The sequence below is a fragment of the Pedobacter sp. GSP4 genome, assembly GCF_051857575.1.
Classification (GTDB): domain Bacteria; phylum Bacteroidota; class Bacteroidia; order Sphingobacteriales; family Sphingobacteriaceae; genus Pedobacter.
Genome location: NZ_JBPZIR010000009.1, coordinates 144,257 through 158,194, shown reverse-complemented (window position 1 = coordinate 158,194; position 13,938 = coordinate 144,257). Strand labels below are relative to the sequence as shown.

Here is a 13,938-nt window from a genome sequence, read left to right as displayed (position 1 = left end):
TCAATCACGTATGATTACATCTACCCAAAATTATTTAACATATAATTTTTTGCTGTAGTTAATCGATTTAGCCGGCTGTTTGGATATACTTTATTTTTATGCTAATATTTTATAAAAAAAAGACAGGATAGTACAGGATGGGATTTTTGTGCCACCTTTTTATATTTAAGAAATAATTCACTAACCAAATAACTTTTTAACCAAATTTTAAATTAACGAACGTTAATACTCCTCTATGTAATAAAAATCTACTCATTTCTCAAATCAGTTTTTTTTACCATTCCAATTTCTAATTGATTTAGATCCATAGCTTTTTATTGCCCTGTATTTAATGGCCGTTTATCCAATGAAATTGCTATGAGTAAAATTTTACAAAAATTTTTAATCGTTAATCTGACGATTATATTCATTCTCAGCGCTTGCCGGAAAAAAGAGTTTGATGAGTTCTACGGCCGACCTGAAAACCTGGGAGATCCCATTTATCAGCAACTTCAGGCCAAAGGCAACTTTACCAAATTTTTAGATTGTATTGATAAAGCAGGTTACAAGGAAACCTTAAGTGCTGCTGGCTCGTGGACGGTTTTTGCACCAAACGACGAAGCATTTAACACTTACATGAAAGAGAACACCTTAACTGAAATATCAGCAGATCTGGCCTCGAAAATTGTACGCTATTCGATGATTTACGATGGGGAGAAAGTAGAAAGGTTAAGTGATTTTTTTTCTGTAAAAGGATTTGTAAAAAATACGGCCTTTAGACGAAGATCAGTTTACTACGATTTTGTATACGATGGCGTAGATAAGGATGGAAAGGCCATTAAGGTGATTGATGGAAACCGCAATGGCAGTTATCTTTCATCCGATTTCAATAATAAAAGTATCAGCTATTTTTTATCTCCATTTATGACTTTTTCAAGTCTTTCGGCAGCTGACTATAATTTCTTCTATCCAAACAGTGCCTATAACGGCAACAATATTGGCCCCGGACAACTGGTTAGTGGGCAAACCAATATTATAGCCGAAAACGGTGTAATACATGTGGTAGATAAGGTATTAACACCACCATTGAGCATTGATCAGTACATTGGCCAAAAGAGCGATTACAGTGTTTTTAAAAATATGCTGGATAAGTTTGTAACCTACTCGCTCAATACCGATGTTTCTCACCGTTATGAGGTACTTACCGGAAAAGCAGCCAGTGTATATGCCAAAACCTACAGTATTTTATTGGCATTTTCTCCCAACAATGAAAACTATTTAAAGGCTGATGCCAACGATGCCCAGTCGGGTTCTTATAGCATTTTTGCCCCAACCAACGCGGCCGTAAATACCTATGCCAATAATGTACTGCTTAAGTACTGGAAAAAACGGGGTGTAAACACCTTAAACGAACTATACGTGGTAGCACCCGATGTGATCCGCGATTTTGTGAACTCACATTTATTTACCAGCACCGTTTGGCCAAGCAAATTTACCACTACGGTAAACGCCCTTGGCGATGTAACCAAAAGAACCACCGCCGATGTTGTAGATAAACAGGCATTAAGCAATGGCTTTTTATATGGTCTTAACAAGGCGCAGGATGCCAGTGTGTTTTCTACCGTTTATGGTAATGTAAACCTCGATCCTGATTACAATATCATGAAACAGGCACTTAACTTTTTCAATTTAACGGTGCCTTTAAAAACGCCTTCATTAAGATATTTAATTGTGATGATCCCGGATGCAACTTTAAGGAAAATGGGTTTTTCTTACGATCCGTTTTTTGTAACCGCGCCGATCAGGGGAGACAATGCAGCCTTAAGGCGTATCCTTCAAACACATATCATCCCGCTGGGAGATAGAACCATACCTAATTTTGCAACAGGCTCGGGCATTTTAGAAGCTTCGAACGGTGAATACATTAAATACGATAAAGGCAGATTGATATCGGCAGGTACGCAAGATAGTGTGCTTGTGGCCAAGCAAACCATTCCAATCGATTCTACCAGTACCTCACCTGTAAACGGAGTAGCCTTATATGGTAAAGAAGCCCTTACCTATACCGTATTGAACATTGGTAAACATATCGAGAAGTATGGTACACTGCCTACCGATCCTTACTACAATTTTTTCCAGTACCTGAACAACAGTTTAATGTATAATAAAACCACTGGGGCCATAACCGGATTAACCGAGGGTGTAAATTACACGGTACTGGTACCCACCAATGCAGCTATTGTTTTAGCCGTAAAAGCTGGTTTATTACCAGGTACGGTGGCCACAGGTGTTCCAAATTTTACCGCATCTGATGGGGTATCGGTAACCTTGGTAAATAAGTTTATACAGTACCACATCATCAACAAAGCTACTGTGGTAAGTGATGGACAAAAAATAGGCGAATTTGAATCGTTGTTAAAAAATGATGGGGGTGATGCGGCCAAGCTAACCGTTACCATGAACACTACAAATACGCTTATTATCAAAGATGTAACGGGGGCAACTGCAAATGTGCTTCTGGGCGCAACCGATAGAAGTAATGTGCTTTCTAACAGGGCAGTAATCCATCAAATCAGTAACTACTTAAAATATCAATTCTAACCAACATGACTAAAAAATATACTTTTCATTTTTGTATTTTAATATGCTGCGTGTTGATATCTTCTATTGCCAGCGCTCAGCAGATTAATTACGTACGCGGTAAAATTATCGATAAGAAAGACAAGCAGCCTATTATTGGTGCTTCGGTTGTTTTGGTAGATAAAGACCGTAGGGTAATTAAAGGCGTTTCGTCTGATATTGACGGAAACTACTCGCTCCCTGTGGCCGATAAATCGTACCGGATTACTGTTTCGTACATTGGCTATAAATCTACTGCTCCAATTGCTATTGAAAAGGCTGTAATCAACTTTCAGTTAGAACCGGCCGATAACCAGATGGATGAGGTGCAGATTGTATCGAGGGCCAAAACAGATAACGGGAGCGGGATGAGCATTGATAAAAGAGATCAAACCTCAGCCATAGGTACCATCAACGCAAAAGAGTTGGAAGATATGCAGGCGGCTTCAATTGATCAGGCTTTGCAGGGCAGATTGGCGGGTTTAGATATTGCGGCAAGCAGTGGCGATCCGGGTGCACCCATGCAGATCAGGATCCGTGGTACATCTTCAATAAACGGGGCTGTTGATCCGCTTATTGTGGTAGATGGTATGCCTTATGATATTACCATCCCATCTGATTTTAACTTTGCCACTTCTGATGAAAATAATTACGGACAGCTATTAAACATCGCACCATCAGATATTAAAGATATCAGTGTGCTTAAAGATGCTGCGGCTACCGCCATCTGGGGTTCGAGGGCTGCAAACGGGGTTTTGGTTATCAATACCAAAAGAGGGGTTATGGGCCCACCGAGTATTTCTTACAACTTTAAAGGCTCGTATTCAAAACAGCCAAGCGCTGTTCCAATGTTAAACGGTAACCAATATTCATCATTAATACTGGAAGAGTTTTACAATGCAGGCCGTCAGTTTTCGACTTCCGATTTTGCCAAAGAATTTCAGTACGATAAAAACGATCCCTACAATTATTACAATTACAGTAATAATACCGATTGGTTAGAATCTATCACCAGGATCGGGTATTTACAGGACCATAACCTGTCTATTTCGGGTGGTGGTGAAAAAGCCCGGTACCGCGCATCGTTAAATTATTTTAACCAGAACGGAACTACCAAAGGCACCAGCTTGGGGCGTTTGAGTGCGAGGGTAAATTTAGATTATACCGTATCTACAAAAATCAAGTTTACGGCCGATATCGCTTACACCCATATCGATAATCAGAATTTATACTCTACAAGGGTTAGGGATGTTGCCTACAACAAAATGCCAAACCAGGCAGTTTACGAGTACGATGAATATGGCAATTTAACTTCAAATTATTTTAGTCCGGCAGTTACCGCACAAGGTTTATATGCAGGTACTTATAACCCCTTGGCTATGGTTATGGCTGCAAGCAATAGCCAGCTGGGCGAAAGGATTATCCCTAAGTTTGGTTTACAGTACCAGATTATTCCAGATCGTTTGCGTTTGAATGCTAATTTTCAGGCCGATATCAACAACACCAAGGTTAAAACATTCTTACCGCAAATTGCAACAGGAAGACCCTTCACCGAGTCGGTGGTAAATTCGGCAGGCGATTCGGATGGTGATGCTTTTACCATGGCAACCAATATTACGCTGGCCTACACACCACAATTTGGCAAAAAACACGATTTAATTGCTTTTGCCAGGTTTGATAGTAATGATAGCAGGAGAACGGGGCAGGGTATGTTTACCACCAACACCGCATCATCATATCTGGCCGATCCATCAATTGATAGCCGGACCAATACTACCGGATCTGCCTATTCATCTTATGCACAGAGCCGTTCGGTGGGTTTATTGCTAAATGCACAGTATAAATTTTTAGACCGCTATATTATCAATGCCGGTATCAGGGGCGATGGAAATTCTAAATTCGGACCAAACAACCGTTATGGTCTGTTTCCTTCTGCATCATTGCGCTGGAGGGTTTCTGGCGAGCCTTTTATGGCCAAAGCCAACAAATATATAGACGATTTGAGTTTCAGGGCCAGTTATGGTATTGTAGGTAATGCACCGCGTAACGATTATTCTTATTTCAACACCTATCAAAATTATGGTTTCAGTTACCTCGGTCTTTCGGGCGTATACCCAACCAATATAGAATTGTCTGATCTGCGCTGGGAAAAAGTTGCCCAGTCTAACGTAGGTTTAACCATCGTACTGTTAAAAAACAGGTTAAACATGGATATCGATGTTTACCGCAAACGTACAACCGATCTGTTTTATCCGGGTATCCAGATTCCAAGTTACAACGGTTACAACGGGGTAGACATGAACGTGGGTACAATGGATAACCAGGGCTGGGAATTCTCTTTTAACTATACAGCCGTAAGGAGTAAAAAACTGCGGGTAGATTTTAACTTCAATATTGCTCATAACGAGAACATTATCCGCGAAATTGATCCGCTTTACCCAAGAGAGAACAAAGGCAGGGTTACACAGAACAATGTGTTTAAGGTTTACATCCAGGAAAACAATCCTTTCGGCTCATTTTACGGCTTTAAATACAAAGGTGTTTACAGCGATTTAAATTCGACCATTGCACTTGATGAAGGCGGTAACCAGATTATCGGTCCAAACGGGCAAAAGGTGTATATGCGTTTTGCCTATCCATCAATTGATTATGTTTTTCAGCCGGGCGATGCTATGTACGAAGACATTAACCACGATGGTAATATCGATTACAAGGATATTGTATACCTGGGCAACAGTAACCCTAACCTTACAGGTGGTTTTGGTACCGGTATAACCTTTAATGGCAACATTAGGTTTGGCGCCAATTTTAGCTACCGTACAGGCTACCAGATTATCAACGGTACAAAAATAACCACTACCAACATGTATGGTTTTAACAACCAGAGTACTGCTGTTCTGCGCCGTTGGAAAACCGATGGCGATATTACCGATATGCCAAGGGCAACCTATGGTACCGGTTACAATTTTCTGGGCTCCGACCGCTATGTGGAAGATGGTTCGTACCTGCGTTTAAGGAGTATTACATTGAAATACGATTTTGGTAAGGCTTTTTTAAAGCGGATAGGGATGAAAGGTTTAAGTGCCAACTTAATGGTAGAAAATGTTTTAACCTTCACCAAGTATACCGGGCAGGATCCGGAAGTACCGGTAAAGCTAACGGCGTTTTCTACAGTAGTGGATAACTCTACAACACCTCCCATTAAAACGGTTACCCTGGGTTTAACGGCAAATTTTTAATCAGCGCTAAAAATGAAAAAAATTATATATAGTATAGGGATAATCATGATGCTGATCATGTCAACCTCATGTAAGAAATGGTTGGATTTACAGCCCCGTGACGGCATTACGCGCCAGGGATTCTGGAAAACCAAAGAAGATATTCAGGCTGCGGTTGCAGGTTGCTATGCTTCTTTACTGGCTGCACCGCCTACAGCTGCCGATCGGTCGCTAACCGAAAACATTTTTATGTTCGGAGAGCTCCGTGCAGATATGATTGATGCCGGACCGGGTTCGCTAACAGAAGAAAAAGATATTTTTGATGTTAACATTACCGAGAGCAATACCTTAACCAGCTGGGCTACTTTTTACCGCACCATTAATTTTTGCAATACGGTTTTAGATTATGCACCTGCTGTAAAAGAAAACGATCCGACACTTACAGATACCCAGTTAAACGCTTATCTGGCCGAAGTACTGGCCATTAGGAGCATGATGTATTTCTATCTGGTAAGAAGCTTTAGGGATGTGCCTTTGAAACTGACCTCAACAGCAAAAGATACCGATTTAGAAGATTTGCCTAAAACTGCCGGTGCCGATATCCTCAACCGGATTGTTGCAGATCTGAAAAAGGCAGAAACGGGTGCCGTAACCACTTATGGCAATACCTTATCAGATAAGGGAAGGGTAACTAAATTTACCGTAAATGCCATGCTGGCCGATGTTTACCTGTGGATGGATAACTATAGCGCATGTTTAACCGAATGCGAAAAAATTATCTCCTCGCAGCGTTTTGCACTGCAATCGGCCAGTTCATCGTGGTATTTTAATGTTTTCTATAATGGCAGCTCAACCGAAACCATTTTTGAGTTTAGCAACCAAACATCGGTAAATAGTCCTTTTTATAGTCTTTTGGTGCAATCGCGCAAGCGCTACCTCGCATCGCCTTATGTGGCCAGTGATGTGTATATCCCAGATGATGTGGATCCAGATCGTATTTATGATATCCGCGCCGATAACTTTTACCGTACTTCCGATTTTACCATTACCAAATGGGGTACCGAGAATCCATCATTTGTAAACTGGCAGGCTTATCGCTTATCTGATATTTTAATGATGAAAGCAGAAGCGCTGACCATGACCAATGGTGGAGCAGAAGCCCTGCAGATTATTAACGATTTAAGGGCGCGCCGTAATGCAGTAAATGCTACGGCCGAAACACCCGATCCAACTGATATTGATGGCTTATTGGGTTATATTTTGGCCGAACGTGCCCGCGAGTTTGCTTTTGAAGGCAAACGTTGGTACGATGTTTTACGGATTGCCAAACGCGATAATTATCAAAGGATCAATATTTTATTGAATATGGTGGCCCAAACGGTATCACCGGCGGTACAACAATCGGCCATTGCCAAATACAGGGATGTGAACAGCCACTACTTTCCCATTTATGAGGCAGAGCTTTTTGCTGATCCTAAACTTGTTCAAAATCCATTTTACACCAAATAAATAGAGCATGATGAAAAATAATTTAAATGTCCGCAATGTAACCGTATTAATGGTTATCCTCGCTTTTACATTTGTGTTTATAAATGCTTGTAAAAGGGAACAATATACATTGGCCACAACCGATGATGTAAATATTACCGGTTATTTGGACCGCTACCCTGATCAGTTTTCGATGATGAAACAGATTATTGACCGTTCGGGAACCACAGGCTATTTGGGCGCGTATGGCAAATACACCTTGTTTACGCCAAACAATGCTGCCGTTACCCAATGGCTTAAAGGAAAGGGCAAAAATGCCGTTGCCGATTTAACTGTTGATGAAGCAAAAGACATGGTTAAGTTCCACATCCTTCCCGATACGGTTGCCACCAATAAATTTACCGATGGAAAACTGGCGCAGATAACTTTATACGGGCAGTACCTGCAAACCGGAGCCATAAACGAAGGTGGGGTAAGCAGCCATATTGTAAATAAACTGGCCAAAATTACCAAATCAAATATCAGGGTAGGTAATGGGATTATACATGTAATAGATCATGTACTTATACCTGCAACCCTAACGCTTGCCAAAAGTGTAGAGGCCAATACCCGTTACAGTTATTTTACCCAGGCACTGAAAGAAACCGGATTTTACGATTCGCTAAATGTAGAACAGGCCGCGGTTAAAGATACCACCAAAAGATTTCAGACACTGATCCTAGAGTCTGATTCTGCCTTAAAAGCTGCCGGTTACGCTACGTATGCCAGTTTTAAAAGCCGTTATTCAAAAACAGGGAACCCTAAAAACCATGCAGATAGCTTATGGCTGTATATGGCTTACCATATTTCGGCCGGACCAACCTACACACCGGATATTATTTCTACGCCGGCCATCTATACATTGGCGCCAAAAGAAATTATTACCACAAAATTTGCCGGGCAGCGCATTTTATTAAATGAAGATGAGTTTAACGGCGTAGTGGAACCAGGTGTAGAAATTAACAGATCTTTTAGCGATGTTACCGCTGCAAATGGTGTTCAGCACGAGGTTAAAAAACCTTTCAGCATTAAGGTAAGGGTACAAACACCCGTATATTTTGATGTTGCGGATCAGCCCGAACTCCGCACCAACCCTAAATGGAGAGGAGCATCTGCAGCAACAATCCCACTGTACGCAAATGGTTTAAGCACATTAAGTGGCGTACTTTTTAACGATCCTTCTAAATTAACACAGGGTCAAAACTATCAGTTTGTTACTGTTCCTGATGCTACCAGAAAATACAATGCCAACGATTATTTCAACCTATCGATGGGTACCAACGTACAAAGGGCACAATGGATAGAAATTAAAACACCGATGTTGGTAAAGGGCAAGTATAAAATCTGGATCTGCTATTCGTATAATACCAGCGCACCGGTATTGCAGGCTGGTGTTGATGTAGGCAGACCGGGCGAACAGATTTTACCGAACATTATCGATATGAGGCAAAGTTTGGGCTCTTCCGGTGTTTCCTCGGCAACATCATCTCTGCCATCGGCCGATCCATTGATGCTGACCAACGGGTTTAAAAGGTACATGGCTACCACAGCAGAGTTTGCCGGTACGCTAAGGGGCGCCCAGCCTGTTACCGGTACCGGATGGGATGTAATGGTTGGCAGGTTGGCCGGAACTGCCGATATACAAACCACCGATAGGCACTGGATTAGGCTAACGGTAGTTAATACAGCAGCGGGCAGCAGTAACTTCACCTGGATTGATATGATCCACTTCATTCCGGTTGATGCTGACCAGAACTATCCAAGGTTTTCTATTTCAGGTACACAATTTAACAGACCTTAATTTTTTTGCCAGGTAGCCATACCTGGTAAAATAATGCTAACCAAACCAGAATGTTCCAAATGAAAAAATATATCATCAATTCCTTTCTAATGCTGACCGCAGTTTTTGGGCTAAATGCCTGCAAAAATGCCATGGATGAGCATATTGAGGTAGTTAACGTAGATAATACGGTAGATCTTGTTCAAAAAATAGCTGCACAGCCTAACCTGAGCAAGTTTAGCGAATACATTAAAAGCACAGGTTACGATCAGCTGCTTTCCTCATCGCAAAACTATACCGTGTGGGCGCCCACAAATGATGCCCTGGCCACTTTAGATGCAGCCATTAGCAGCGATGCCGCTAAGCTTAAAGACTTTGTAGCCAACCATATTGCATTAACCACCATTGAGGCAGCCAAAAACCCGAACGATACCACTAGGGTACTTTTGAACAATAAGAAGTACGCCACCATAATTGGAAATAAATTTGAAGAAGCCAGCATAACCGATGCCGGTAAGTTTGTTAAAAATGGAGTATTGTATACCTTGGATAAACCGGTACCCACCAAACAAAACGTTTGGGATTACATGCTAGGCAGTACTGATGCCGCACTGCAAACCAGCTACATCAGTAATATTTCTACTATGGTTATCGATTCGGCAAATGCCACCATTATAGGGTACACCAGTTTGGGCAGGCCTATTTTTGCGCCTAACCCGCCAATGGTTTCGAGAAACGCTTATTGGACAGCCGTTGCAGATCTGCGGGCAGAAAACCAGCAGTATACTTTTTTTATGCTCCAGGATGCAGCTTTTACAAGTGAAGCCAATAAGCTTAGTCCTTATTTTTTAACCGGCGATAAATTTGCCCTTGTGCGCGATTTTACTGTTAAAGGATTATATACCCAAGATAAACTGCCTGATACTTTGCTTTCGACAAGAGGGGTTAAAATTCCGGTTTCAAAGGCGGCTATCGTAAAATCGTACCGCGCCAGTAACGGCATTGTGTATGTAATGAGCGCCCTGCCATTCCGCCTGAAAGATAAAGTACCAGTTTTTAAAATTGAAGGCGAATTACCAAGCGGTTTCCGTACAGATAAAACGGGCAATACATTATATAGGTTAAAGTTGGATGATAAAGGTTTGCCTTACAAAGATATAGAAGTTTACGATCATGCTTTTTCAGAGTTTTACATTGAATATCTGCGCAGTACAGTGCCCATTGTAAAGTATAAGGTTTATGCAAGGGCAATTGCCGGAGCAGCAGGAGATGCACAGGTAGCAGCCTTTACACAGCGCTACTTTATCTATAACCCGATAACTTCTACACCTACGGCACCTGTTTACGACCTGTTTGCTACACAAGTGGTTAATCCGCTCAATTACAACGAAGTATTATTGGGCGAGTTTACACCGAAGGCACTCAGTACCTTAAGCATCAGGCTTACCGCTGCAGCAAGTACCGCGAAAAATGTAAATACGCTCATTTTGGATTATTTGAGATTCGAACCTATTCTTCCTTAATCAAATACATCTGACTCATAAAATTGACTATGCATAATTTTACCATCATAAAAAAAGGATTTTCGCTGGCACTATTCGGGCTGATGTTTTCTGCTGCAGCATATGCCCAGCAAACAGATACCAGCCAGTACAGTACCGATACCACAACGGTTAAAGTGAAACAGAAAAAAGTAGTAGGCCAAAAAATAACCGGCGTTGTTGTAGATGGCTACACCAATAAACCCATAACAGGTGTAAAGCTAACGGTTACCGATTTCTCTGGCGCATTAACCGATGAGAAGGGCCGTTTTTCTATCATCGTACCCGATTTTAATGCAACCATCTTAATCAGCAATACAGGCTACCATACCAAATTATTGCCTGTACATAAAGGCAAAACTGCTACCATAAAAATTTACCCAACCAGTTACAGTTCGCTGTTTACCGAAGTGGCACTACCCTCGGGAACCGAGAATATTGCGCGTTCTACCTCGGCCATCGGTTCGGTAAACCCGCAGGGCGGATGGAATGTAAATTCGGAAACACCTGATGGTTTTTTGCAGGGTAAAATTGCCGGGCTAAACGCAATCAGAAGATCTGGAACACCCGGAATCGGAGCCGATCTGTATGTGCGCGGCTTTACCTCATTGTATGCAACCAACCAGCCTTTGTTTGTGGTTGATGGGATGGTGTACGATGCAAATGCCTACGGCACCTCGTTAACCACCGGCCACCGCAATAACCCCTTACAGTTTATTGATGTTAGGGATATAGAAAGCATTAGCCTGATTAAAGATGCCGCTGCATCGGCCGTATATGGAGCTAAAGCCGCCAATGGGGTAATGATCATTACCACCAACCATGCTAAAGATCTGGCTACAGCCATTGATTTTTCGGCCTATGGTGGTTTTAACTTTGTGCCTAAACAGCTTCCTGTAATGAATGGAGCCGATTTTAGGACCTATTTATCCGATGTTCTAAAAAGTCAGGGTTTAAGCAGCAGCGCAATAGCCGCACAGCCTTATATGAACGATGATCCGAACCCGGTAACCAATCCAAACTATTTTAAGTATCATCAAAACACCGATTGGCAAAAACAGGTTTTTAAACAGAGCTTCGATCAGAGTTACTTTTTAAAGGTAAGCGGTGGAGACAACATTGCCAAATATGCCCTTTCTGCAGGTTATTCAAAAGATAAGGGGATTATCGATTCGACAAACAATGTTAAATATACCATGCGCTTTAACAGCGACCTTAATTTAACCAAAAAATTAACGGCCAATACCAATCTTTCATTTAGTTATACCGAGCAGCGCTTAAAAGATCAGGGCCTATCACCACGTACAAATCCTATTTTCCTATCGCTGGTTAAGGCGCCGTTTATGGGCATTAACGAAATCAGTGCCAACGGAGCGGTTTCACCCAATCTGGCTGAAGCCGATACCTTGGGCATCAGTAATCCACGTGCATTGATTGAAAAAGGACTGAACCAGAAAAAAGCTTACCGTTTTTTTGGTAACATTAATTTCGATTACGTGTTTAACAAAAACTTTAAGCTATCCAACCTTACCGGCATTACTTACGATAAAACCCAGGAAACCTTATTCATACCCAGAAAAGGGGTTACCAACGAAGTGCTGCCTACCACCATTGGCGATAGCAAGCTGGGCTCGCAGGTAATCAGGTATTTGAGCGTTTTTAACGATTTACGTTTTGCCTACGATCAAACCTTTGCCAAAAAACACAAATTGCATGTGGCCTTGGGCACGCGTTATTCGCAAAACTCAAGCGAATCCGATTTTGCCATCGGCTACAATTCTGCAACCGATGTTTTGATCAGTATTGGCAACAGTAATGCCGCTTTAAGGTATTTTGGAGGTGATATTGGCAAATGGAGCAGCTTAAACACCTATTTAACTGCTGATTATAATTATAAAGATAAATACTATCTGGGTTTTGCCATGGCAGCCGATGCTTCTTCTCGTTTTGGCAAGCGTGATGTTTCATCATCAGTACGTTACGTGGGCGGCTATGGTTTGGATATCGCCGGTGGAAAAACAGCCTTATTGCCTGCTTTAAGCGGTGCCTGGTTAATTTCATCAGAAGATTTTATGAAAAATTATAAAGCCATCGATCTGTTGAAATTCCGCATGAGCTATGGCCTGGTAGGAAACGATGATATTGGCAATTACAACAACAGGCAATATTATGTTTCGCAGAACCTTCTGGGTTTACAGGGTGTGGTGCGCGGCAATATCGCCAATCCCGGTATCCAATGGGAGCAGGTTGCCAAGTTTAACACCGGCTTAGACGGTGCTTTTTTTAATGAGCGTTTAAGCTTCAGTTTGGATTATTATCAGCATAGAACAAGTAAGATGCTGGCTTATGTTCCGGTAACATCAGTTGGTGGTATCGATTCGTACATTGATAACCAGGGCGGTATGACAACCTCTGGCCTTGATCTGGGTTTAAACGGAAGGCTATTGAATAAAAAGTTTAAATGGGATTTTGGCTTAACCATCGGAACCTATAAAAACGAAATAAACAAACTGCCAAATGGTACCGATATTTTAACCAGTTATGCCAATGCTACTTATATTACAAAGGTTGGGCAAACGGCTAATTTATTTTACGGACAACGCACCAATGGTGTTTACGCTACAGATGCCGAGGCAGCAGCTGCGGGTCTTTCTATTGTAAACAGTGCCGGTGTTTTAGTACCATTTAAGGGAGGCGATATGAGGTTTGTGGATACCAATGGCGATAAAATCATCAACAGTGCCGACCGTGTGGTTATCGGAAATCCAAATCCTGATATTTTTGGCAGCATTAACAACACTTTCGGTTACAAAAACTGGACTCTGGATGTTCTGGTTTCTTTTGTTGCCGGTAACGATATCTACAACTATACACGTGCTCAATTAGAATCGGGCAGTAATTATTACAACCAAACAGATATTGTAAGAAACAGGTGGAGGGGCGAGGGCCAGGTTACCAATGTGCCTAAAGCGGCTTATGGCGATCCGATGGGCAATGCCCAGTTTTCTGACCGCTGGATTGAAAATGGCTCGTACCTGCGTTTGCGCACGGTAAACTTAACCTATAATGTGCCTATCAAAACCAAAACAATTAAGTACGCTAAAATTTACGCCACCGGAAATAATTTATTTACACTAACCAATTACCTGGGTTACGATCCGGAGTTTAGTGCATCTGGCAGCATTTTTACCCAAGGTGTTGATGCCACTTTCGAACCACAGTTCAGAACAGTGCAATTGGGTGTTAGAGTTGGTTTATAATTAATGGTTTATAA

Annotated in this window: 6 protein-coding genes; all 6 read left to right on the top strand. The window is 41.8% G+C overall.

Translation table 11 applies throughout. From position 1 onward, the window contains the following. Positions 1 to 357: 357 nt before the first annotated feature. From ACS5PU_RS20280 to ACS5PU_RS20255, 6 genes are read left to right on the top strand one after another with little or no spacing between them, the layout of a single operon-like run. Positions 358 to 2,580 (top strand): fasciclin domain-containing protein, encoded by a 2,223-nt coding sequence (locus ACS5PU_RS20280; RefSeq protein ID WP_439460990.1) that lies wholly within the window; start codon positions 358 to 360, stop codon positions 2,578 to 2,580. A 5-nt stretch (positions 2,581 to 2,585) separates the two neighbouring features. Continuing rightward, positions 2,586 to 5,837, top strand: coding sequence for a SusC/RagA family TonB-linked outer membrane protein (locus ACS5PU_RS20275; protein ID WP_439460989.1), 3,252 nt, complete (start codon positions 2,586 to 2,588; stop codon positions 5,835 to 5,837). Positions 5,838 to 5,849: 12 nt separating this feature from the next. Next, positions 5,850 to 7,325 (top strand): RagB/SusD family nutrient uptake outer membrane protein, encoded by a 1,476-nt coding sequence (locus ACS5PU_RS20270; protein WP_439460988.1) that lies wholly within the window; start codon positions 5,850 to 5,852, stop codon positions 7,323 to 7,325. Between the two features lie 7 nt (positions 7,326 to 7,332). Next, complete coding sequence (locus ACS5PU_RS20265) at positions 7,333 to 9,144, top strand: fasciclin domain-containing protein (protein ID WP_439460987.1); 1,812 nt, start codon at positions 7,333 to 7,335, stop codon at positions 9,142 to 9,144. 59 nt (positions 9,145 to 9,203) lie between these two features. Beyond that, entirely contained in the window at positions 9,204 to 10,646 is a 1,443-nt protein-coding gene (locus ACS5PU_RS20260; RefSeq protein WP_439460986.1) for a fasciclin domain-containing protein, read from the top strand. A gap of 29 nt (positions 10,647 to 10,675) precedes the next feature. Further along, complete coding sequence (locus ACS5PU_RS20255) at positions 10,676 to 13,924, top strand: SusC/RagA family TonB-linked outer membrane protein (protein WP_439460985.1); 3,249 nt, start codon at positions 10,676 to 10,678, stop codon at positions 13,922 to 13,924. The last annotated feature ends 14 nt before the right edge of the window (positions 13,925 to 13,938 follow it).